This is a genomic window from Trueperella abortisuis, from assembly GCF_030811095.1.
GTDB lineage: Bacteria > Actinomycetota > Actinomycetes > Actinomycetales > Actinomycetaceae > Trueperella > Trueperella abortisuis.
The window spans coordinates 988,354-1,011,644 of the sequence record NZ_JAUSQL010000001.1 but is presented as its reverse complement, the minus strand read 5'-3'; the positions used below and the strand labels follow the sequence as shown (position 1 = coordinate 1,011,644).

Annotated in this window: 19 protein-coding genes; 4 read left to right on the top strand and 15 right to left on the bottom strand. The window is 67.6% G+C overall.

Annotation, left to right across the window (positions count from 1 at the left end; all coding sequences use genetic code 11):
• The 14 genes from J2S45_RS04435 to dinB form a co-directional block, all read right to left on the bottom strand.
• Window positions 1-1,068, bottom strand: a complete 1,068-nt coding sequence (locus tag J2S45_RS04435) for a cell division protein FtsQ/DivIB (RefSeq protein ID WP_307634659.1) — start codon at window positions 1,066-1,068, stop codon at window positions 1-3.
• Complete coding sequence (murC, locus tag J2S45_RS04430) at window positions 1,065-2,396, bottom strand: UDP-N-acetylmuramate--L-alanine ligase (RefSeq protein ID WP_307634658.1); 1,332 nt, start codon at window positions 2,394-2,396, stop codon at window positions 1,065-1,067. Before murC ends, J2S45_RS04435 begins: the two co-directional genes overlap by 4 nt.
• Complete coding sequence (gene murG / locus J2S45_RS04425) at window positions 2,393-3,502, bottom strand: undecaprenyldiphospho-muramoylpentapeptide beta-N-acetylglucosaminyltransferase (RefSeq protein WP_307634657.1); 1,110 nt, start codon at window positions 3,500-3,502, stop codon at window positions 2,393-2,395. The genes murC and murG overlap by 4 nt, the downstream gene beginning before the upstream one ends.
• Window positions 3,502-4,740 carry an FtsW/RodA/SpoVE family cell cycle protein gene (locus tag J2S45_RS04420; protein WP_307634656.1) on the bottom strand — a complete coding sequence of 413 codons (1,239 nt, stop codon included), beginning with the start codon at window positions 4,738-4,740 and terminating at the stop codon, window positions 3,502-3,504. The genes murG and J2S45_RS04420 overlap by 1 nt, the downstream gene beginning before the upstream one ends.
• Window positions 4,718-6,187, bottom strand: a complete 1,470-nt coding sequence (gene murD, locus J2S45_RS04415) for a UDP-N-acetylmuramoyl-L-alanine--D-glutamate ligase (RefSeq protein WP_307634655.1) — start codon at window positions 6,185-6,187, stop codon at window positions 4,718-4,720. Before murD ends, J2S45_RS04420 begins: the two co-directional genes overlap by 23 nt.
• Window positions 6,184-7,269 carry a phospho-N-acetylmuramoyl-pentapeptide-transferase gene (mraY, locus tag J2S45_RS04410; RefSeq protein ID WP_307634654.1) on the bottom strand — a complete coding sequence of 362 codons (1,086 nt, stop codon included), beginning with the start codon at window positions 7,267-7,269 and terminating at the stop codon, window positions 6,184-6,186. The genes murD and mraY overlap by 4 nt, the downstream gene beginning before the upstream one ends.
• A complete protein-coding gene (locus J2S45_RS04405) occupies window positions 7,270-8,667 on the bottom strand; it encodes a UDP-N-acetylmuramoyl-tripeptide--D-alanyl-D-alanine ligase (protein ID WP_296931040.1) in 1,398 nt (465 codons plus the stop codon).
• Window positions 8,664-10,154 (bottom strand): UDP-N-acetylmuramoyl-L-alanyl-D-glutamate--2,6-diaminopimelate ligase, encoded by a 1,491-nt coding sequence (locus J2S45_RS04400; RefSeq protein ID WP_296931043.1) that lies wholly within the window; start codon window positions 10,152-10,154, stop codon window positions 8,664-8,666. Before J2S45_RS04400 ends, J2S45_RS04405 begins: the two co-directional genes overlap by 4 nt.
• Before the next feature lie 6 nt (window positions 10,155-10,160).
• Entirely contained in the window at window positions 10,161-12,044 is a 1,884-nt protein-coding gene (locus tag J2S45_RS04395) for a peptidoglycan D,D-transpeptidase FtsI family protein (RefSeq protein ID WP_296931046.1), read from the bottom strand.
• Window positions 12,045-12,052: 8 nt separating this feature from the next.
• Window positions 12,053-12,442, bottom strand: a complete 390-nt coding sequence (locus J2S45_RS04390; RefSeq protein ID WP_270974274.1) for a hypothetical protein — start codon at window positions 12,440-12,442, stop codon at window positions 12,053-12,055.
• On the bottom strand, window positions 12,439-13,443 hold the full coding sequence (rsmH, locus tag J2S45_RS04385; RefSeq protein WP_270974272.1) for a 16S rRNA (cytosine(1402)-N(4))-methyltransferase RsmH: 1,005 nt from the start codon (window positions 13,441-13,443) through the stop codon (window positions 12,439-12,441). Before rsmH ends, J2S45_RS04390 begins: the two co-directional genes overlap by 4 nt.
• Window positions 13,444-13,525: 82 nt before the next feature.
• Window positions 13,526-13,957, bottom strand: coding sequence for a division/cell wall cluster transcriptional repressor MraZ (gene mraZ, locus J2S45_RS04380; RefSeq protein WP_270974270.1), 432 nt, complete (start codon window positions 13,955-13,957; stop codon window positions 13,526-13,528).
• A 242-nt stretch (window positions 13,958-14,199) separates the two neighbouring features.
• Entirely contained in the window at window positions 14,200-14,568 is a 369-nt protein-coding gene (locus J2S45_RS04375) for a DUF3040 domain-containing protein (RefSeq protein WP_270974268.1), read from the bottom strand.
• Between the two features lie 28 nt (window positions 14,569-14,596).
• The gene (gene dinB / locus J2S45_RS04370) at window positions 14,597-15,871 is read right to left on the bottom strand and encodes a DNA polymerase IV (protein ID WP_307634653.1); all 1,275 of its coding nucleotides are present in this window, start codon (window positions 15,869-15,871) and stop codon (window positions 14,597-14,599) included.
• A 39-nt stretch (window positions 15,872-15,910) separates the two neighbouring features.
• Between dinB and J2S45_RS04365 the strand changes: the two genes are divergently transcribed.
• Window positions 15,911-16,735: a spermidine synthase gene (locus tag J2S45_RS04365; protein ID WP_307634652.1), complete on the top strand. Its 825-nt coding sequence runs from the start codon at window positions 15,911-15,913 to the stop codon at window positions 16,733-16,735.
• Between the two features lie 4 nt (window positions 16,736-16,739).
• Here the strand turns inward: J2S45_RS04365 and J2S45_RS04360 are convergent, their stop codons facing one another.
• Window positions 16,740-17,756 (bottom strand): PAC2 family protein, encoded by a 1,017-nt coding sequence (locus J2S45_RS04360; RefSeq protein WP_307634651.1) that lies wholly within the window; start codon window positions 17,754-17,756, stop codon window positions 16,740-16,742.
• A gap of 143 nt (window positions 17,757-17,899) precedes the next feature.
• Here J2S45_RS04360 and J2S45_RS04355 point away from each other — a divergent pair, with 143 nt between their 5' ends.
• The 3 genes from J2S45_RS04355 to J2S45_RS04345 all read left to right on the top strand — a co-directional run bounded on the left by J2S45_RS04355 (window position 17,900) and on the right by J2S45_RS04345 (window position 23,282).
• A complete protein-coding gene (locus tag J2S45_RS04355) occupies window positions 17,900-20,122 on the top strand; it encodes a HelD family protein (protein ID WP_307634650.1) in 2,223 nt (740 codons plus the stop codon).
• 14 nt (window positions 20,123-20,136) lie between these two features.
• On the top strand, window positions 20,137-21,342 hold the full coding sequence (gene serA, locus J2S45_RS04350; protein WP_296931098.1) for a phosphoglycerate dehydrogenase: 1,206 nt from the start codon (window positions 20,137-20,139) through the stop codon (window positions 21,340-21,342).
• A 62-nt stretch (window positions 21,343-21,404) separates the two neighbouring features.
• Complete coding sequence (locus J2S45_RS04345; protein ID WP_296931066.1) at window positions 21,405-23,282, top strand: AMP-binding protein; 1,878 nt, start codon at window positions 21,405-21,407, stop codon at window positions 23,280-23,282.
• Window positions 23,283-23,291 lie beyond the last annotated feature (9 nt).

Sequence of the window (23,291 nt, the reverse complement as noted above, 5' to 3'; positions counted from 1 at the left end):
TCATCGGCTCACAGGCGCGTCCGGCACGGAAACGTCGAAGTAGCTGGCCGTCTGGGTCAGGAGCACGGCGAGCACCTGGGCCTTGAATTCGCCCCTCTCGAGGCCGCCCCAGAAGACCGTGCGCCCCTGCGTGAGGTGGAGCGTGACCAGGTTACCCTTGGCGACCGACGCCTCGGTGACCTGCCCGAGCACACCCTGATCGAGCGTGCTCAGCACCCCAAGTCCGTCCGAGATCGCCTGTGCCGGGTCGAGCCCGTCGCTGTGACTGATCCGGGGCAGGCTGGCAGCGAGTTCGGCCGGCACGCTCAGCTCCGTCCCGTCCGCCGCCACCGCGCTGCACTGGTCCTTGGGGCCGAGACAGGCCACGGGCACCGACTCGGTGATCTCGATGCGCAGGCGGTGGCGGTAGTCCTTCGTCACCGTCGCGCTGGCGATCTCCGGGATGTCCCGAATGTCGCCCGCCAACGCGTCCGCGTCGAGCAGGAGGAGGTTCTGGCCGTCGTGGCTTGCCACCAGCTGCTCGAGCTCGGTCTTGTCGACGATCGAGTTGGCCGCGTATCCGCCGATCTGGTCGGCCGAATACTCGTAGCGCAGGAGCGGAGAGGCGAATGCGACCCACCCGGCCAGAGCCAGGAGCGCAACGACGCTCGCGCCGATCCCCAGCCTCTTGAGGCGGAGGCGGCGCGCCTCGCGCTTGCGCTCGGTCCGACGCGCTTGAAGGTCGCCCTGATCCGAACGCCGGGAGGCGAGCCGCCTGCCCAGTTCGGCGCCCGCGGCACGCGCGGACTGCGTCAGGAGGCTCAGCCTTCCCGGCCCCCGCCCGACCTCGGAGCCGGAGAGTGGCACGCCGTCACCCTTCTCTGATTCCTCCCGGCCGTACGCTTGGCTCTCGAGATAGCTTTCCTCCGAGCCATGATCCTCATCCTCAAGCTCGAGCGGAACCATCGGCGCCGTGGGGATGTAGTCCTCCGCGCGCGGGGGCGGCTGGCGAAGCTCCCCACCGCTGTCACGCTCGCGGGCGCCACCGGTGAGCTTGCGCGGCTTCTTCGGTTGCCGAGGTGCTCTCATAGCGCCTCGAGCACGACGTCAGCCAGCTCCGTCACGTCCCCCGCACCCATCGTCAAGATGATGTCGCCCGGCTCGGAGAGCGCGGCGATGCGGCGCGCGGCCTCCACGCGGTCGGTCACCAGCTCCGAGCCCGGTAGCTGGTCGGTGATGACGTTCGCCTCAGCGCCGTCCGAGGGCACCTCACGCGCGGCGTAGACCGATGTGACCACCACCGAGTCCGCAAGTGCGAGCGCGCGAGCGAACTCCTCGGCGAAGATCTGCGTGCGCGAATAGAGGTGGGGCTGGAAGAGCACCCGCACACCCGCCGTCGTCTGCTGGCGGGCCGTCTCGAGCGTGGCGCGCACCTCCGTGGGGTGGTGTGCGTAATCGTCGATCACGCGCCGACCCGCCACCTCGCCGCGAAGCTCAAAGCGCCGCCCGGTCCCGCGGAATGTGGCCAGGGCCGCCGCCATCTGCGCCGGCTCCTCACCAAGCTCCACGCCGACGAGCAATGCGCCGGTAGCGTTAAGAATGTTGTGCTTGCCCGGGACGGCAAGGTGCAGGTCAATCGGCTTGCCGCGGAACGTGATCCGCGCACCCGAGTCCGTGTCCTCCACGTGGGCGTGATTCTCCAGCCCCTCGCCGCGCCCGTAGGTCCATGCCCGGATGCCCTCCGACCGGGCACGTTCAGCCAGCTCAAGGGCGCCGTCGCTGTCCGCGCACGCCACGAGCAGGCCCCCGAACCCAATCCGGTGGGCAAACTCCACGAAGGCCTCGAAGAAGGCCTCCTTCGAGCCGTAGTGGTCGAGGTGGTCAGGCTCCACGTTCGTCACCAGCGCCACGCGCGGGCGGTAGTTGAGGAAAGACCCGTCGGACTCGTCAGCCTCGGCAATAAACATCGAGCCGCGCCCCAAATGCGCGCCGGATGCCCCGCCGGCGAGCCGCCCCCCGATCGCCCGCGAAGGATCACGCCCCAATTCGGACAGCGCCACGGCGAGCATGCCCGACGTCGTCGTCTTCCCGTGCGCGCCCGCAACAGCCACAAAGTCCTTGTCCGCCGCCGCGATGGCGAGCGCCTGGCTGCGGTGGATGACCTGCTGGCCGCGCTCCGTGGCGATGCGCAGCTCGGGGTTGTCTGCCTTGATTGCGGTAGACAGGACCACGGTGGCGGTCGGGTCGACGTTCGCCGCGTCATGGCCGACGTAGACGGTGGCGCCCGCGGCCTTCAGACGTTCGAGGTTGGCCGAATCCTGGCGATCCGAGCCGGTCACGGTCTCGCCGCGCTCAAGCAGAAGCTCGCCGACCACGCTCATGCCCGCGCCTCCCGCGCCGATAAGGTGATACATCATCGCTCCCCCTCCGCCACGTGCATCGCGATGCTCGCCAGGCGGCTGGCCGCGTTCAACGGTGACACGCCCGTCGAGCGCTGCGCCATCGTCTCGAGGCGATCACCGTCGAAAAGTGGGAGGACGTCGGAGCGAACCTTGGCGGGCGTCAGGGCCTTGTTATCGATGAGGATCGCCCCGCCGGCGCTGACCACGTCGCGCGCGTTGAGGGCCTGCTCGCCGTTGCCCACGGGAAGCGGCACAAACACCGCCGGGATGCCGAGCGCCGACAGCTCGGCCACCATCCCGGCACCCGCGCGGGAGACCGCGAGGTCTGCCACCGCGTAGGCGCTCTCCATGTCGGACAGGTAGTCGAGGACGACGTAGCCGGCGTCGGGCGCGGCGGCTCGGACGTCGTCGCCCTTGCCCTGGCCCGTGATGTGTATGACCTGGATGCCGGCCGCGCGGATGTCGCAGGCAGACTCGGCGAAGACCTCGTTGAGGTGCTGGGCGCCGGATGAGCCGCCCGTCACCAGCATGATCGGCTGATCCGGGTCGAGTCCGAAGCGCGCGGCGGCCTCCTCACGCCCGGCGCGCCTCCCACCGGGGCGCGCCGACAGCCGCTCAATCTCGCGCCTGAGAGGCAAGCCCACGCTGACCGTGATGCCTTTCGCCGCGCGTAGCGGCGTTGAGGGAAAGGTGAGGGCAACAGTCGCCGCAAAGCGCGCGCCTAGCCTATTGGCCATGCCCGGTCGGGCGTTGCCCTCATGAACGACGACCGGGACCTTGCGCTTGCGGGCCGCGAGGTAGACGGGGGTTGAGACGTAGCCGCCGAAGCCTATGACGGCCTCGGCCTCGTGCCGGTCGAGCACCTCGCCGGCAGCCGCGATCGCCGCCTTGAAGTTCATGGGAAACCTTGCCATGTCCGCCGAGGGCTTGCGCGGCAGCGGTACGCGCGGGATCGTCTCGAGCTCCAGCCCGGCGGCCGGGACGAGGGTGGTTTCCAGCCCGGCCTCGGTGCCGACGGCGACCACCTGGGTGCCCGGATGCTCCTTGGTGATCGCACTGGCCGTCGCCAGCAAAGGGTTGACGTGGCCGGCCGTTCCCCCTCCCGCAAGTACGATTGCCATTATCGCTCGCTCCTCACTAGGGTTCGTATACGTTGCACAAGCCTACCGCGAACCCGCCAGCTCTCCCGAACGCCGGGGACGGCGAGCGCGGCGGAGATGACACACCCGACCATCGCGAGGGTGGCGAGCATGGACGATCCGCCCATGGAGATGAACGGTAGCGGCACGCCGAAGACGGGCAGGAGGCCCGTGACCACGAACATATTCGCCAGCGCCTGCCCGCACAGCCACAGCGCCGCACCCGCCGCCATGAGCTGGGCGTACCTGGCGGGGTGCTTTCGGCAGATCTCCACCAGCCCCCAGCCAAGCGCAAGGAACAGGGCGATAACAGTCAAAGTCCCCAGCAGGCCGAGCTCTTCGCCGATGACGGCGAAGATGAAGTCGGTGTGGGCCTCGGACAGGTCGCGCCACTTTTCCTTGCCCGCGCCGATTCCCGCGCCGGTGAGTCCGCCGGTGCCGAAGGCGAACTGCGAGAAGTCCGACTGGGTGGGCTCATGCGTGTCCGGCAGCGTGAACAGGTTGGTAAAGAACTCCGCGATGCGTCGCAGACGAGAGGGGTTGGCCGCCACCAGGATGCTCACACCGAGCGCGCCGAAGATCGCCACCACACTCAGGTGCTTGATCCGCAACCCCGCCAGGAAGAACAGTCCGGCGCCAATGAGGATGTAGATCAACCCTGTGCCCACGTCCCCGCCCGCGACCACCAGCCCCGCGGCGCCGAGGAATCCCAGCGCGGGGATCCACAGCGTGCGCAGGTTCTCGATCTCGGATAGCTGGAGGCGGGAGAGCATGTGGGCGAGCCACAACACGAGCGCCAGCTTGATGAACTCCGAGGGCTGGATCGTGATCGAGCCAAGGGAGAGCCAGTTGTTGTTTCCGGACACACCCCCGCCCTGGACGAGTACGCCGAGCTGCAACGCGAAGCCGAGGCCGAGGAAGACGTGCACGAATCTCCGCGTGACCTGGTACGGGATGAGCGCCATGACAACCAGGCCCACCACGCCGACGAGCGTGGTCAACGCCTGGCGGGTCGCCACGGAAAAGAGCGTCAGATCCGGGTTGACGTCGACCGCCCGGATGGAACTCGGCGCCGTGGATGAGTAGACCATGACGACGCCGAGAACTGTGAGGCAGGCCGTGGCGAGCATGATGACCGCCAAGGCCCGCAGGATGTCGTTACGGCGGGCAAGCTCACGCTCGGAGAGCACGCCGCCCTCAAGCGTCGCCATCGTGACCATCCAGCCTCGCGACCGCCGCCGCGAACTTCTGCCCACGCTCGGCGTAGGAGATGAACTGGTCCTGGGAGGCGCACGCCGGCGCCAAGATCACGGTATCGCCCGGGATGGCGAAGGCGGCGGCCGCGGCGACGGCGTCCTCCATCGGCGTCGTCGAATCCGGTGCCACGTAGTGAACCGGCGAGTCGAGGCCGGCAAGTGCGGAGCGCCACGGTTCCTGGTCTCGCCCGATCACAACGACTGCGCGCAGGTGATCCTTGACCTTGCCAACGAGCTGCTCGAAGCGCACGCCCTTGGCCAGCCCGCCGACGATCCACACGGCGTTCTCCAGTGCGCGTACCGAGGCCTCGGCGGCGTGGGCGTTGGTGGCCTTCGAGTCGTCCACGTAGGACACGCCATCGACATGCGCCACCGTCTCGATACGATGGTGGCCGCCCTCGAAGCCGCGCAGTCCCGTGCGAACCGCCTCCGGTGTCACCCCAACGGACCTGGCGAGGGCGGCCGCGGCGAGCGCGTCCTTGGCAATGTGAACGGGAAGGGCAGCTCCCTCGGGCGCGAGGTGGGCGATGTCGGCCACCTCGAAAAGCGCCTCCGCGTGCGTGTGGCGCCCGGGTATGAAGGCTCGGTCGACTGCCTGCGCGTCCACGAAACCCAGCTGGCCAACGGAGGGCACCCCCATCGATAGCCCGATTGCGCGAGCCCCCTCCATCACGTCGGCATCGTCGACCATCCCCTGGACTGTCGCGTCTCCCACCGGATAGAGGCAGGCCACGCGCGCGTGGGTGTAGATCCTGGCCTTGGCCTTACGGTACTCCTCGAAGTTGCCGTGCCACTCGAGGTGGTCGTCGGCGATGTTGAGGCACACCGCCGCGGTCGGCTCCATCGAGTAGGTGGCAGAAAGCTGGAAGGAGGACAGCTCGAAGGCGAAGGCCTCGGGCGCGTCGTCGCTCGTGTCGCTGACGGCCGTGACGGCGGGGGTTCCGACGTTTCCCACGGCGAGCGCTCGCAGCCCGCTCGCCCGCAGGATAGCCTCGGTCATGGTCACGGTGGTCGTCTTGCCGTTCGTACCGGTGATGCACAGCCAAGGAGCGAAGACGCCGTCGTTGGCGGCGCGCAGGTGCCAGGCCAGCTCGATCTCGGACCACACCGGAACGCCGGCCGCGGCCAGCGCCTGCCACTCGGGGCCAACCTGACGGAAGCCGGGGGCGATGATGACGAGGTCGGGGCGCCAGGCGAGCAGGGACTCACACAGTGCGACCGGGTCGGGCTCGGCAGCGCCGTCGAGGTGAGAGTATGGCTCACGGGCACCAGCCTTGCCATCCCACGCGGACAGGATCGCCTGCGTGTGCTGCATCAGAGCGTCAAGGCAGGCCCGGCCGGAGACCCCCAGGCCGAGTACCGCCACGCGTGTGGACGCGAACTGCGCCGCGCCTGGAATCGTGCGAGTCATTGGCGTGCCAACCATTCTGCGTAGAAGATACCGATTCCGCAGGCGACCATGAGCGCCTGGATGAGCCAGAAGCGCACCACGATCGTCACCTCCTTCCAGCCCTTGAGCTCGAAGTGGTGGTGGAGCGGGGCCATTCGGAACACGCGTCTGCCCGTGGCCTTGAAGACCCCGATTTGGATCACGTCCGACATGACGATGACGACGAACAGCCCGCCGAGCAAGACGCCGAGGATCTCGGTCTGAGTGAGGATCGTCAACCCCGCGAAGGCGCCGCCGAGCGCGAGCGATCCGGTGTCCCCCATGAAGATCGCGGCCGGGGAGGTGTTGTGCCACAGGAAGCCAAGGCAGGCGCCTACGATCGCCGCGGCAACGATCGCCAGGTCGCGGGGGTCGCGCACGTCGTAGCAGCCCGCGGCGGGGTTTACCACCGAGGTGCAGGTCTGGTAGGACTGCCAGATCGTGACGAAGGCGTAGCCGGCAAAGGCGATCGCGCAGGCGCCGGCCGCGAGCCCGTCCAGGCCGTCGGTGAGGTTGACGGCGTTCGACCACGCGGTGATGAGAAAGTTGGCCCAGATGATGAACAGAATCAGGCCCGCGACCGCACCTAGGTGGGCGAGGTTGATGTTCGTATCGCGCACGAAGGAAATCCGGGTGCTGCCCGGTGTGCGATGGTAGTCGTTGCGGAACTGCAGCGCCGCGACCGCAAACGAAATACCCACGACCGCCTGGCCGACGATCTTCGCCATCGGGGTCAGGCCGAGGGAACGCTCGTTGCGGATCTTGGCGAAGTCGTCGAGGAAGCCGATGAGGCCCATGCCGGCCATGAGGGCAAGCAGGAGGATGCCGGAGGCGTTCGGGCCGCGCCCAGTGGCGATGTTGGCCATCGCGTAGCCGACAATGGTGGCGAAGATGATGACGACGCCGCCCATCGTGGGCGTGCCGCGCTTGACCAGGTGGGTGGTTGGCCCATCCTCGCGGATGAACTGCCCATACTGGCGCTTGCGCAGGAAACGCACCAGCACCGGCGTGCCAAGCAGCGACACGAGGAGCGCTGTTGCTACCGAGATGAGAATTGCGAGCATTTAGTCCTCTCCCACCAGCGCGTCAGCCACGCGCCACACGCCCGAACCATTCGAACCCTTCAGCAAGACTACGTCACCTTCCCGCAGGATCGTGGTAGCCACGTCGAGCGCACCCTCAGATGATGCGCTCTCGGTCTGGATTCCTTCCTCCGCCGCAGCGCGCGTCAGGGCGCCGGTTTCCTCCCCGACGCCGATCACGACGTCGACCGAGCGGGCCGCGGCGTAACGCCCGATCGCCTCGTGTTCAGCCTGTGAGGCCTCGCCGAGTTCGAGCATGGAGCCCAGCACGGCGACCTTGCGCCGGCCCTCGCCGAGCCTTTCGAGCGCGTCGAGGCCGGCCCGCATCGAATCGGGGTTGGCGTTGTAGGAGTCGTCGATGATGAGAATGCCGCCGCGTTCGCAGACGGACATGCGGTGCGGGCTGGCGGCCCCGGTGACGGACAGGACTCGCGCAATCTCCTCCACGCCGATCCCGAAGACGTCGGCCACGGCCGCGGCCGCAAGCGCGTTGGCCACGTGGTGCTCGCCCACCAGGGCGAGGGTCACCGCCGCTCGGCCCGTCGAGGTCACGAGCACGAAGGAGGCCCGGCCGGCGTCGTCCACGGTGACGTCCTCGGCGTAGACGCCCGGTAGCTCGGGGTCGCCGAAGAAGAGCACGTCATTGTCGGTCAGTTCCGCCATGGCGCGCACCCGGTCGTCGAGCGCGTTGAGGATAACCGTGCCGCCCTCGCGCACGCCGGTCACCATCTCGGACTTGGCCTTGGCCACGTTCTCGATGCCGCCAAAGTGGCCCAGGTGGGCCCGGGCGACGATGAGGACGAGGCCCACATCCGGCGGCGCAATGGAGGTCAGGTAGTCGATATTGCCCATGCGGTCGGCGCCCATCTCGAGCACGAGCGTGGCCGTGTCGGCGTCGGCGCGCAACACGGTCAGCGGCAGGCCGAGCTCATTGTTGAACGATCCGGGCGGGGCGATGATCGGACCGCGGATGGCCAGTAGCGAGGCGAGCAGGTCTTTCGTCGTGGTCTTGCCCACCGAGCCGGTGACGGCCACCACCCGCAGGCGCGGGTTAGCCTCGCGCGCCCGGCGCAGGCTCTCACGGGCGAGGGAGCCAAGAGCGTCAAGAACGTCGTCGACGACGATGAGCCGATCGGCGGGTACTCCGGAGGCGAGGGCGAGATCCGGGTCGACGCTCATGACCGCGCTCGCGCCCGCCTCGATCGCGCTTCCCGCCAGCGTCGATCCGTCCACGCGTTCCCCTGCGATCGCCACGAAGAGTTCCCCGCCGCGGATCTGACGCGTGTCGGAGACGACCGCGGTTACCTGGTCATCCGCCGCCGGCGCGCGGGTGCGACCGCCCGCATCCGCCGCCGCCTGTTCGATCGAGATCGCAATCATTCGCCCTCCATACGCTGCGTCAGTGCCGTCCGCGCCACCACGCGGTCATCAATACTGATAGCGCGGTCCGCGACCTCTTGGATGGTCTCGTGCCCGCGCCCTGCAATAAGAATAGTGTCATCGCTGCCGCAGGCCATGATCGTGGTGATGATGGCCTGCTCACGATCTGCGATCTCGACGTAGTCGAAGCCCTGAGGGATCCCCGCGATGAGATCGCGGCGGATCTGTGCCGGATCCTCCGAGTGCGGGTCGTCGTCGGTGATAACCAGATAGTCGGCGTGCTCCGCGACGGCGGCAGCCATTTTCGGGCGCTTACCCCGGTCGCGATCGCCCGCCGAGCCGGTGATGACGACGAGCCGACCGCCGCGCGCCGCACGCAGCGAGGTCATCGCCTTGACAAGGGCGTCAGTGTTGTGGGCGAAGTCGACCACCGTGTAGGGGTGCTCCCCCACCACCTCCATGCGGCCCGGGATGGTCGGGCTGATGCCGTCCTCGCCGAGCGCGCTCGCCAGCGCCTGCGCGCTCACGCCGGACTCCATCACCATCACGGCCGCCAACGCGGCGTTGGCCACGTTGAAGCTGCCCGGCAGGCTGGTGAAGGTGTCCAAGGTTCCGGCGGGCCCGGTGAGTTGGATGGTCTGCACGCCCCCGTCGAGCGTCGAGGCGACCCGCCAATCGGCGTCGTTGCCGCGCACGGACAGCGACACGGCCGCCCCGGGACGACGCTCGCTGACCTCCCGGTACAGGCGCCGCCCCCACTCGTCGTCGACCGTGATGACGCCGCGCTCGCAGTGGTCCGAGTCGAAGAGCACCGCCTTGGCCCGGAAATACTCTTCGAGCGTCTTGTGGTAGTCGAGGTGGTCTTGGGTGAGGTTCGTAAATCCCGCCACGTCAAAGCGGATCGGCTCCGTGCGCCCCTGGGCGAGGGCATGAGAGGACGTCTCCATGACCAGGTCGGTGCCCCCGCGCTCAACCAGCCTGGCGAGCATGCGCTGCAGGTCGACCGGCTGGGGCGTGGTCAGCTGCGCCGGCACCGCCTCTCCCGCGATCCGAACCTCAACCGTGCCGATGAGCCCGGTGGTCCGCCCGAGGTGGACCAGCGCGTCGTCGATCATGTAGGCCGTCGAGGTCTTGCCGTTCGTACCGGTCACGGCGAAGGTGGTGAGCTTCTCATCCGGGCGACCATAACAGTACGAGGCGACAAGTCCGGCGACTCGCGCGGGGTCCTCCACGACGAGTACGGGCACCCCGACGTCGCCCGCGATGGCCGCCCCCTCGGCGTCGGTGAGCACGGCGGCGGCCCCGGCCTCGACGGCCGAACGCGCGAAGCGGGCGGCGTGGACGCTGGCGCCGTGGATCGCCACGAATAGGTCGCCCGGGCGGACCCTCCGGTTGTCGGCGCATACCCCCGTGATCGATCCGTCCACGGGGGCGATATGCAAAAGCTCAGCGATATCGGCGAGCGAGGTGTGCGAAGGAGCCATCATTCTTCCCTACTGCTTCGATTGATTCAGTTCCGCCTCGGTCCACGGCAAGCGCACGAGCGGAACCTGCGAGGGGGCGACCTTCATCTGGCGCATGGCAAACTGGGCGGTACCGCTGAAGACGGCCGCCGCCGTATCGCCGCCATAGCCGGCACCAGCCGCGTTGTAGACGATGGAGGCGAAGATGATCTTCGGGTCCTCCGCCGGGATCGTGCCCACGAACGTTCCGGCGCGTTTGGTGAGCGCTCCGGTGGCGTCCGGAACCTGGGCCGTGCCCGTCTTGCCCGCCACGTTGTAGCCCTCCTCGCGCGCCAGCCAGCCGGTCGAATACGGGTCGGTGACCGCCTGCATCATGTCAAGCATCGTGTGCGCGGATTCCTCCGTAATGACCTGTCGGGACTCCCCGACGGCGGTCGCCGTGTATTCGCCGTCCACGCTCTGCACCCCATCGACGATGTGAAGGGGGATGTAGACCCCCTTGTTTGCGATGACGCTCATCATCTGCCCGAGCTGAAGCGTGGTGGCGCTCCAGGCCTGGCCGAACATCGTGGTGTAGTGTGTGCGCCCGCCCCAGTCCTCGTAGGGGTAGACGACGCCGCCGCTTTCGCCAGGCAGCTCGATACCGGTTCGCGAGCCCAGGCCGAAGTCCGTCATGTACCGGTAACGCACCGCGTCCTCGAGCGTGTCGCCAATCTGGATAAGGCCCGTGTTGTAGGACTTGGCGAGCGTGCCGGCCACCGTCAGCCGCTCCGCCGGGTGGTCGTCGTTATCCCGGATGACCTCCCCGTTCGGCATCTGCATCGGGGTAGAGACGAGGAAGAGATCGAGCGGGGTGATGGTGCCTTCGTTGATGGCGGCCGAATACGTGACGACCTTGCCAGTGGATCCGGGCTCGACAACCGCGGAGACGGCGCGCGAGTTCCAGTCCGCCGGGTCGGAGGCCGACAGGTTGGCCGGATCGGGCGAGTTCGAATCGGCGAGAGCGAGCACGCGTCCCGTACCCACCTCGATGACGACGGCGGTGCCCCACTCGGCCCTCTGCTCGGCCACCACCTTGTTGAGGGCGTCCTCGGTAGCCTTTTGCAGATCCGCGTCGATCGTGAGGTGAACCGAGCCGCCGTCGACGGCGGGAGTCTCGCGACGCTCGGAGTTGGGGAACACGGCCCCGCCGGCCGCCACCTCGTATTGAAGCATTCCCGGTGTGCCGGAAAGCAGGGTGTCGTACTGCTGCTCGATACCGGCCCGCCCGCTCGGGGTGTCCGACTCCTCCGTCTGGCCCAGGTAACCCACCACGGTGCCGGCCGTCGTTCCGTTGGGGTACTGGCGCTGCATGAAACGCTCGGGGTAGATGCCGCGGATGCCGAGCGCGTTGATCTCGCGCCACTCCTCCGGGGAGATGTCAGAGGCGATGAGCTGCCACTTCGACTTCGTCTCGCCCCCGAGCAGAAGACCACCCAGCTCAGCCGGGTCGGCCTTGAGCAGGGGCGCAAGGATCTTGGCCGCGGCGGCCGCACCCGCGCCGGTGATGTTGCCCTCGTCGTCGCGCGTGACAAAATCGGCGATCTCGGTCTGGTCGGCGCGCACGTTGTAGCGCTCAAGGGAGGTGGCGAGGACCGCGCCGTTGGCGTCCACAATGTCGCCGCGCTTGGCCTCCAGCGGGTAGGTGCGCCACCGGAACTCGCGAGCCGTCTCGGCAAGCGTGGAGGCCTGGACCACCTGGAGGTAGACGAGGCGCAGGCCGAGGATAGCGGCGAGAACCATCACAACCACCGCGGTCGCCCGCATCCGGCGGTTGGTCACCTTGCGTGCCGCGCGATCGGGTCCCTTCCCGGATCCGAGTCCGCGCCGAATGCCGGCGCGTACGGCGGACGCGACCGATTGGTCCTGTGACATGGCGTCCCCTAGTCTTGGGCCGGAGCGGTGATCACCCCGGTTTCAAGGTCGATGTGTTGCGCGCCGACGGCGGGGACCAAACCGAGCCCCTCGGCGCGAGCGCGCAATTGTTGCGGGGTCGCAACGGCGATGACGTCCTTCTTCAAGGTTGCCTCGCGCGCCGCGGCCTCATTCAATTCCACACTAATGTTTTTGATCTCGTATGCGCCCTGCACCATGCGCGTGTTGAGGTGAAATGCGACGCTGAACGAAGCCACCAACAGCAAGAGGCACACGAGCACCACGCTCCAAAAGCCTCGGGCCGGTGCCGGCGTGGGGACCACGGACAGTCCCGGCATCTCAATGACGGGACGAGAGGAGGGCGCGCTGAGGCGCTGGCGATCGGCGGCGATGCTCATGAGTTTTCTCTCCGGTGGTGGTCTGGGCTTACAAGGTGGGAAGGCGTGGGCGCAACGCGTTCGACGGCGCGCAGGCGGACGGAGGCGCTTCGCGGATTCGCGGCAATCTCGGCCTCGTCGGCCTTGATCGCACCACGAGTGAGCGACGCCAGGTAGGGGCCGTGACCCTCGAGCTCGATCGGGAGGCCCGCCGGCGTCGTCGACGCGGTGCCCGCAGCGAAGGCGTCCTTGACGAGGCGATCCTCCAGCGACTGGTAGGACTCCACCGCGAGCCGGCCGCCAACCTTGAGCGACTCGATCGCTCGCGGAAGCGCGAGGCGTAGCGAGTCGAGCTCCCCGTTGACGGCGATGCGCAGAGCCTGAAAGGTGCGCTTGGCAGGGTTGCCTCCCGTGCGGCGCGCGGGAGCGGGAATTGACTCGCGCACCAGCTGCGCCAGCTCGCCGGTGCGGGTAATCGGTTCCCTCTCACGACGGCGCACGATCGCCTCGGCGATCCGCCCGGCGAACTTCTCCTCGCCGTAGACGCGCAGGATCCGCGCGATCTCGGTCTTCGATTCGGTTGCCAGGATGCTCGCGGCCGTGCGCGGAGCGTCGGTATCCATCCGCATGTCGAGCGGAGCGTCGACGGAATAGGAAAAGCCACGCTCCTGCTCGTCGAGCTGGAGGGAGGACACGCCCAGATCCATGAGGATGGCCTCAACCTTGCCGTCCTGACCGTACTCGGACGCGACGAGGTCCACGTCGTCGTAGGTGGTGTGGACGGCGGTGAAGCGCCCCGCGAAACGCGCGAGGCGCTCGGAGGCGAGGCGGATGGCCGCCGGGTCGCGGTCGATGCCGACCACGAAGATGTTGGGAAAGCGGGTGAGGAAAGCTTCACTATGTCCACCCATGCCGAGCGTGGCGTCGATGAGGACGCCGCTCTCCAGCGCCGGGGCAAGCAGGTCGAGGCAGGTACGGGTCAGGACCGGCACATGCAGTGCGTTGTTGGAAGCGTCAGCCACTGCCGTTCCTTTCGTGTCGTGGTCCCCCACCGCCGCCCTGAAGCTGGGGAATTGCCGCAGGACGCCGGTGGAGGGCCGGCCGTTAGATGAGCCCGGGGATGAGCTCGTCTTCTCGATCCGCAAACTCGGATTCGTTCGATTCGAGGTACGAATTCCACTTGTCTAGGTCCCACACCTCGACGCGCGTGCCGGATCCAATCACCGCCACCTCGCGGTCGAGGCTGGCGTACTGGCGAAGCGTGGCGGGGATGGTCACCCGGCCCTGCTTGTCAGGGATCTGGTCGTTGGCCCCGGAGAGGAAGACGCGGGTGTAGTTGCGTGCATCCCTCGAGGTCATCGGCGCCTGGCGGAGGTTGTCAAGAATGTTTTCGAACTCCGACATGGGAAAGATGTACAGGCAGTGTTCCTGTCCACGCGTCATGACGAGCCCGCCCTGGAGCTGATCTCGAAACTTCGCAGGGAGGATCAGACGGCCCTTGTCGTCCAAACGCGGTTCGTACGTGCCAAGGAACATCTACACCCCCTTTTTCCCGTTGGCTCCACTTTACCCCACTTTGCTCCCCATGCAAGCGTATGACGCACCACTGTGTCGATCTTTTGCGGATGTACCGGCGAAAGATCAGGTGGAGGGCTTTTCTCGGAGGCGGCCCGATGCGGAGGCACGGACGACGCCGAGACACCCGACAAAGCCGCTATTTCGGGCGCGTGGGGGCAAAGAAAATGCGGCCGAAGCCGCATGTGGTGGAAAGTGGAGGGCTATCCCTCCTGGCGCTTACGCCACTGCTCCATCTGCCTTTCCATGAAGTCCGACCTCCCCGCCTGCTTGCGCGGCTTAGCCTCGCCAGAAACCTTCGTCATCCCCGCCGACAGATACCACAAACCCGCGAACACGACGACGACGCCCGCCACCCCCAGGGGCACAAGCTCGCTCGCCACTCCGCCGAGCACCACGAGCAGACCCAGCACGGCCACGATGAGACCGATCACCAGGTGCTTGGGAGACAGGGAGGTCTGGGTGGCCTCCCTTTCCTTGGACGCCAAGGACTGCGCGAGCCGCGGATCGTCGTCGACGAGCTGCGCCTCGAGCTGCTCGAGCATCCTGCGTTCGTAGTCAGAAAGAGCCATGGTTTCTCCCTTGATCGGTCTATTCATCCTACCAAATCCGCTCCCCCGAACGCTCGACGCTTTCGCCGCTCGGATAACTCGGCGCCCGTCCGTCCCGCTCCACCAACGACGCCGGACCCAGCGCACCCTCCCCGAAGCGAGAGCGAACCGAGTCCATCGCAGCTTCGGCCCTCCCACGCCGGCCGTCGTCGCCGATCGCGAGCTGAATTCCCTCCTCGAGCCCAGCGAGGTTCTCGGCCCGGACCCCGAGCAACCGGATCCCGCCGTCGGGCACCCCTGCGGCCTCAAAGAGCCGCCGCGCAGCGCCGAAAACATCCGCGGCGAGCGCGGTAGGCGCCCCGAGGGTGAGGGTGCGCGAGACGGTGGAGAAGTCAGCGGCCGAGCGCACCTTAATCCCGATAGTCCACGACACGACGCCGGCGCGGCGAAGCCGGCGGGCGACGTCGTGAGAAAGCTCAAGCAGAGCCCTCTCCCCCTCCGCCCTGGTAGCGAGGGGTTCGAAGTAGGTCTGCTCTCGGCTAATCGACTTCTCCTTGCGCTGCGGAGTCACCTTGCGCGGGTCACTGCCCATGGCCAGGGCGTACAGCTGCGAGCCGGCGGCCTGCCCGAGCAGGCCGCGCAGGCGCGCCTCACCGAGGGCCGCGAGGTCGCCGATGGTGGCAATACCCTTGCGCTCGAGCCTCTCGCGCGTCTTGTCGCCCACTCCCCACAGCGCGCCGACCGGCAGGCCATGGAGGAAGGGGAGCGTCTGGTCCTTCGGGATGAGGAGGAGCCCGTCTGGTTTTGCCTGGGCCGATGCGATCTTAGCCACGTGCTTGGTGGCGGCCACCCCTACGGAGGCCGTCAGGCGCTCCTGGTCGTAGATGCGCCGGCGCAGCTCGGTGGCGATGGTCAGCGGGGAGCCGAAGATCTTGCGGGCGCCGGACACGTCGAGGAAGGCCTCGTCCACCGAGAGCGGCTCGACCAGCGGGGTGAACTCGGCAAAGATTGCCTTGATGCGGGCGGAAACCTCGCCGTAGAGCCCTTTGGAGTGGGGCAGAATGATGAGGTCCGGACACAGTCGCTTTGCGCGAGCCACAGGCAGGGCCGAGTTCACCCCGGAACGCCTGGCCTCATACGAGGCCGCGGAGATGACCCCGCGTTCCTGGCCGCCCACCGCCACCGGCTTGCCCACCAGCTCAGGCTTGGTCAGCAATTCGACCGAAACGAAAAAGGCGTCCATGTCCACGTGAAGGATTGGGGTCTGCGAATCGTCGCTACCCCAATCTTTCTTCGCCTCCGGCGAGCGCGGTGCCCGTGACATGTCCCTCCCCTCCTTCAAGGATGAGTCTAGACTGTGGCCATGGCCCGCAAATCAAACGCAGGACTCACGCGCGTCCAGACCTCCATGTCGAGCGTGGATATCGTCGAGCGCGACGGCCTGCTCACCCTGTACGTGGACGGCGTGGAGTCCTCCGCCATCGACCCGCTCGATCCCGCCCACCTCGAGTTCGAATACATGCAGCACATCCGCATCGCGCTCGATGCGATGATCGACGGGCCCGTCCGCGCCCTCCACCTGGGCGGGGCGGGCTGCGCGCTCGCGCGTGCGATCGACGCCGAACGGCCCGGCTCACGCCAACTGGCCATCGAGATCGACCCCGAACTCGCCACGCTCGTGCGCGAGTGGATCGACCTGCCCTCAGCGCCGCGGCTACGCATCCGCGCTGAGGACGCGCGCGTGACGCTCGACACCAATAGCGGATCGTGGCACCTCATCGTGCGCGACGCCTTCGCCGCCGGCCGCATCCCCCGCCACCTCACCACGGTGGAGGCCCACGCGGATGCCGCACGCCTGCTGGCGGACGGGGGCCTGTACGCGCTCAACATCGCCGGCGAAGCGGGCCTGGCCCCCGTCTATCGCGAGGTGCGCGCGCTCCGCATCAGCTTCGCCCATATCGCGGCGATCGCCGATCCCGCCATCGTCAAGGGCCACCGCTTCGGCAACGTCATCCTGCTCGCCTCCCAGGCCCCGCTCCCGCTCGAAACCATGTCCCGCGCCGTGCGCCGCCTGCCCCTGCCAACGGTGGTGGTGGGGCAGGCGCGGCTGGAGGAGTCGGCAGCCGGCGCACCCCTGCTTCACGACGCCGACGTCGGCTGGCCGCCGGCCTCGCCCCTACGAGGCTAACGAGCTACTTTTCGCCACCCTCGGACTCGTCGTCGCGCGAGAGCCGGCCGAATCCCCCGCGAAAGCCCTTGCCGAGGCGGCGCAAATCCGAGGCGAAGCCGCGCTGTTCGACCTTGGTTTTCTGCACCCGATCGAGCGGGGAGGATTCGTGGGAGGCGAGGAACTGCTCCACGGCGTCGCCGATTTCCTCCGAAGAGGGGATGACGGGCAGAGACTCGTCGTTGGTGACGAAGCCGACGTCGGAGGCGTCGTAGTCCGCCTCCAGCTTGCGAACAAGCTGATCGAAGTCGGAGCCCTCCACGCGCATCTCTTCCATTGCGCCGCGCTGTGAATCCTCAAGCTGTTCGAGGTCGCCCAACGGGAAGGTCGGTCCGCCGCGTGCGGCCAACATCTTGATAGCCGCGAGCGCGCCCGCGATGAACGGGCTCTCCCCGCGCACCAGGTAGAACGGAACGCGTACTCGGATGTTGATCACCGGCACGCAACGCGCGGCCGCGGCGTGCTCGAAGACGTCGGACAGCTCGGCGTAGTGCTCGGCGAAACCCTCAACCACCGGGTGTTTACCGGCGGACTCGGTGGTGCGGATGAGCATGTCCACCGGCCGCGTGTGCGGCACGGGGGCTGGCATCGCGGCAAACGAGTACACGCTCTGCACTCCGAAGCGCTCCACGATCTCCAGGATGTCCTCGGCCATCGCGTTCCACCTGAAGTCAGGCTCGAGGCCCTCGAGGTAAAGGAAGGACTCCCCGTGCACATCGGTGACGAGCATGAGGGCGACGTGCGGCATGGCCATACCGACAATGCGGCCGTCGGAGTAGCTGACGATAGGGCGCTGGGCGCGATAGTCGAAGAGAGGATCGGGATCGAAGGAGCCGATCTGCTCCGCGTCGAGCGTCTTGATGGTCGCATCGATGGCTTGGGCGGTGTTGCCGGCGTCGATGAGCGGGTCGACGAGGTTGAGCACCAGCGTCCGCACGCGCAGGTTTTCGATGCCTGGCTCAAGTGTGTAGAAATGTGCCACGATCAATCCTCCTCTTCCTACATTCTCACAACGCGCCGCCCGCCGCGAAATATTCCGCGCGTGGCGGCTCAGCTGACGGCCGAACGTGCATCTTGTTCAGAAAAGGGGAATAATCGAAGGCCTTAAAAGCTTGGGGGTATCCAGTGCACAAATCCGCCATCGAACGGGCCATCGCCGAGGAGCAGGGCTTCGTCGACGTCGCCTACGCGGCGCTCGACCGCCAGCGCGAGTACTATCGCGGGCAGCTCGCCCGGGTGCGCGCCCAGGGCGGGCGTGGCACGCCCGGAGCGGTTTCCGAGCGCGACTCCTTTGCCAGCCACTACGAGGACAACCTGCTACGGCTACGCAACGTCGAAAACCGCCTCGTCATGGGCCGCCTCGACCACAACGACGGCGCGATGACGCACATCGGGCGCATGACGCTTCGCGACGAGGGACGCCACATCGTCCTCACAGACTGGCGCGCCCCGCAGTCCGAACCGTTCTACCAGGCCACCGCCGCCCAGCCGGGCACCGTGGTGCGCCGCCGCCACATCCAAACCAGGATGCGGGAGGTGACGAGCGTCGAGGACGAACTGCTCGACCAGGCCACCTCCTCCGAGCTCAACCTCACGGGCGAGGGCGCGCTCATGGCCGCCATGGCCCAGGCGCGCGACGGCAAGATGGGCGACATCGTGGGTACCATCCAGGCCGAGCAGGACCGGGTGATCCGCTCCGCGGACGCCGGCGTGCTCGTGGTCCAGGGCGGGCCGGGTACCGGCAAGACGGCGGTAGCCCTGCACCGCGCCGCCTACCTGCTCTACACCCACCGCGAGCGCCTGTCCCGCTCCGGGGTGCTCATCATCGGCCCCTCCCCGATCTTCCTGCGCTACATCGATCAGGTGCTGCCCTCGCTGGGCGAGTCCGACGTCGTCTCCACGACCATCGAGGAGCTGTTGCCCGGGGTCAGCCCCACGGCGAGCGAGCCGGTCGAGGTGGCACAGATCAAGGGCCGGCGGGTGTGGGCTGACATCGCCAAGCGGGCGGTGCGCCAGATCCTTCAAAAGCCCCTGCGAAAGCCGGTGTCCTTCGCGGTGGATGGCAAGAGGCTCACGCTGACGCCGCAGATGGTCGAGGACGCCCAGCGCCGCGCCCGCCGCTCCGGCAAGCCGCACAACCAGGCGCGCGAGGTCTACGCCCGCCGCCTCGTCACAGTCCTCGCCGAACAGCTTGCCGCCGCGTTGGAGACCACCGTGGAGGATGCAGACTGGCTCATCTCCGACATCGCCGAGTCCATCGACGCCCGGCGCGAGATCAACCTGCGCTGGCTGCCCTCCTCACCGGTGACCCTACTCGAGCGCCTCTACCACTTTCCCGAGCTCCTCGAACGGGTCGCCCCGCAGTTGAGCCCCGCCGATCGAGCCGCGCTACGCCGCGAGCGCGGCAGCGGCCTGACCCCGGCCGACATCCCGATCATCGACGAGCTGGCCGAGCACCTGGGCGAGTTTGCCTCCGACGCCGAACGGCACGCCAAGGCGGCCAAGGAAGCCGAGGAGCGCCGACTCAGCGAGTACGTCAGCTCCACCATGTCCGCGATGGGCCTAGGCGGGGGCATCGTCAGCTCCGACATGATGACGCGCCGGGTCGCCGAGTCCGACTCGGGCGACACCCTCGCCGAGCGCGCCGCGCGCGACCGGACGTGGACCTACGGGCACGTCGTCATCGACGAAGCCCAAGAGCTGTCCCCCATGCAGTGGCGGATGATCGAGCGGCGCAACCCCTCCCGCTCCATGACGATCGTCGGCGACCTCGACCAGCGCCCCTCCGGCGCCCCCGAGGGCGGCTGGGAGGACGCGCTCGGCCCGCTCGCGAACCATCACCGGGTGGAAAAGCTCACCATCTCCTACCGCACGCCCGCCACCATCTTGTCGAAGGCCGCCGAGGTCATGGCCGCTCAGGGCCATCCCGTCGGCTACATGCGTGCCGCGCGCGACCTCGATGGGGCACTCGCCTACCACCGCGGCGCGGACGAGGAGCTGATCGAGCTCGTCGCCCGAGCCTGCCGCGAACTCGATGAGGACTTCGGGATGGAGCGCGGGTCGGTCGGCGTCGTCGTCGCGAAAGATGACCTCGAGCGCGTCGGGACCCTGCTCGAATCCACGTCGCGTCTCAAGGACTGGACGCTCGATCGGCACGGTTTCGAGATATCGGCGAGAATACATGTGTTGACCGCGGGGATGTCGAAGGGTCTGGAGTACGACGTCGTCGTGCTGGTGGAGCCGGAAGCCATTCTGGGAGACGGGCCGGGCGACCTCTACGTCGCCATGACGCGCCCCACGAGGCGACTCGACGTCCTGACGCGCGGCCCACTTCCGAAGGGTTTCTAGCGAAAGAGTACATGGTGGCACGGGTCCTGCTTCTTGAGAATCCACACGAGGTTGCTGACGAAGCCTACGGGCGCTACGGGATCGAGGTCGAACGCGTGCCCGGCTCTCTGGCCACTGACGACCTCATCGAGCGTCTGCAGAACTTCGACATGGTCGGCATCCGCTCCAAGACGAACATCACCCGTGAGGTGATCGAGGCCTGCCCGCGGCTGACCGCGATCGGCGCCTACTGCATCGGCACCAACCAGATCGACCTCGAGGCGGCCTCCGACCACGGCGTGGCGGTCTTCAACGCCCCCTATTCCAACACCCGCTCCGTGGTGGAGATGGCGATCGGCGAGCTCATCTTGCTGGTGCGCCGCATCCCCTCGAAGAACGCGGCCCTCCACAAGGGCGTGTGGCAAAAGACCGCCGCCGGCGCCCACGAGGTGCGCGGCAAGACGCTGGGCATCATCGGCTACGGCTCGATCGGTTCCCAGCTGTCCGTGGTCGCGGAGGCCCTCGGTATGAAGGTCATCTTCCACGACATCGCCGAGCGCCTCGCGCTGGGCAACGCCACCAAGGTCTCCCTCGACGAGCTGCTCGCCACCTCCGACGTCGTCTCCCTCCACATCGACGGGCGCCCCTCCAACACGGGTTACTTCGACGCGGAGAAATTCGCCAAGCTCAAGGACGGAGCCATCCTGCTCAACCTCGCCCGTGGCCACGTCATGGACCTCGACGCCCTGCGCGAGGCCATCCTGTCCGGCCGGGTAGCTGGCGCCGCCGTCGACGTCTTCCCCAGCGAGCCGCTGAAGAACGGAGACCCGTTCTCCTCCGTGCTCGTCGGCCTCGACAACGTCATCCTCACCCCGCACATCGGCGGCTCTACCCTCGAGGCTCAGGAGTCGATCGGCGGGTTCGTCACCGGCAAGCTTCTCAACTACTGGCGCAAGGGCTCGACGGAGCTGTCCGTCAACACCCCCAACATCGCCACGGCCCCGTCCGCCCCCGCTCTGCACCGGGTGGCTTGGTACCACTGGAATACGCCTGGCGCTCTGGCCGACGTCAACCGGCTCTTCGCCGACGAGGGCGTCAACGTCACCTTCCAGTCGTTGGCCACCCAGGGCGAATACGGATACATGGTCACCGACATCGCCTCCGAGGTTCCAGCCGCCGTCCTCGAGCGACTCGAGCACGCCAAGGCTCACATCCGCCTGCGCCTCTTGACGCGAGAATAGAGTTAGTCGAGTCACTGGCGCGCCTCGCGCGGTACCATTATCCCGAAACGGAAGGAGCACCGATGGACCAGATGGCACGCGCCCACTCCTATTACGCCGACGGCGTGGCGACGACGATCGAACCCGTCACCACCACGATCGACCAGCTACTCGTCAACGCCACGCGGGACTTCCCCGACCGGGTCGCGATTGACTTCCTCGCCCGGGAGTTCACCTACGCGGAGGTCTTCGACGAGGTACGCCGCGCCGCCCAGGTGCTGACCATGTGCGGCGTGCGCAAGGGCGACGTCATCTCGGTGGTTTTACCCAACTGCCCCCAGCACTACGTCGCCTTCTACGCGGCGCAGTTCCTCGGGGTGACGGTCGCCGAGCACAACCCGCTTGCCCCCGCCGCCCAGATCGATACCCAAATCGACCTGGTGGGCTCGACAGTGGTGATCGGCTGGGAGCAGACGCTGGAGAAGCTGTTGGCCGACGGCGACTTCAAGGATCGCACCTACCTCGCCGTCAACCTCACCAAAGCCCTTCCCGCCTCGTCCCAGTTCCTCCTCAAGATGCCACTCAAGGCCGCCAGGGCTCAGCGCAACAAGCTGCGCGGGCGCGTGCCTGACGGGGTGCATTCGTGGGACAACCAGGTCCGCCACAACGCCCCTTTAGACCTCAGTAGGGTCGCCGGCCCGCAGCTCGACGACATCGCCGTCCTGCTCATGACGGGCGGCACCACGGGCACGCCGAAGGCGGTGGCGCTCAGCCACCGCGCCCTCGTGTCGAATACGAAACAGATCGAGGCGTGGCTCAGAGACCTCACTTACGGTCAGGAGACGGTGGGCGCCGTGCTTCCCTTCTTCCACGCTTTCGGGTTGCAGCTGTCGATGCTCACGTGCGTCAACCTCGCCGCAACCCAGGCCATGACCCCATCCTTCGACGTCGACATTCTTTTCGCCGCCCACCGGCGCCACCCCATGACGTTCTTTGGGGGCGTGCCGCCGATGTTTACCCGGATGCTCGACGCGATCGACGCCGGCAAGTCCGCCGACCTGTCCACCATCCGTTACTCCGTCTGCGGCGCGATGCCCCTCGACCCGGAACTCGCCCAACGCTGGGAGGCCCGCGCTGGCCTCATGATCGAGGGTTACGGGATGACGGAGGCTTCGCCCGTGATTGCGGGGTCTCCCCTGTCCGAACGACGCCGCCCCTCCACCCTCGGCCTGCCCTTCCCCTCTACGGAGGTCAAGATCGTGGACCCCGAAGACCACTCGGTCGAGGTCCCGGACGGGGAGATCGGAGAACTGGCGGTGCGCGGCCCGCAGATCTTTCAGGGTTACTACAAGAACCCGGAGGAGACGGCGGCCGCTCTCACGGACGGCTGGCTGTTCACCGGCGACCTCGGGCGCTGGGACGATGGCTTCCTCGTCATGGCCGACCGGCGCAAGGAGATGATCATTAACTCCGGCTTCAACGTCTACCCCTCACAGGTGGAGTCGGCCGTGCGCGACATGCCGGGCGTGGTTGACGTGGCGGTGGTCGGCATGCCCACCGACACCTTCTCCGAGTCTGTGGTCGCCGCGCTCGTGCTCGAGCCGGGGGCCAGCGTAGACCTGGACGCAGTACGGGCGTGGACCGAAGACAAGCTTTCCCACTACGCGATGCCCAAGTCTATCGCTATCTTCGACGAACTTCCCCGCTCGCAACTGGGCAAGGTCATGCGCAAGAAGGTAACCGAGCGCCTTGCCAACCTCGAGCTTGTCTCGGGTCAGTGGCGTGAGCGGGTATCGGAGGCGACGGCGAAGAGCGCCGAACGGCTGGACGAATATGTGACCTCCGTCAAGGAGCGCGCCGCGGCCCGAGCCGCCGGCGCCGCGGCCGCCAACGACGCCGAAGCTGAAACCCCCGGCGAGGAACACCAGACTCCCGGCGAGGAACGCCAGGCGCGGGAGTAGTCGCCGGGC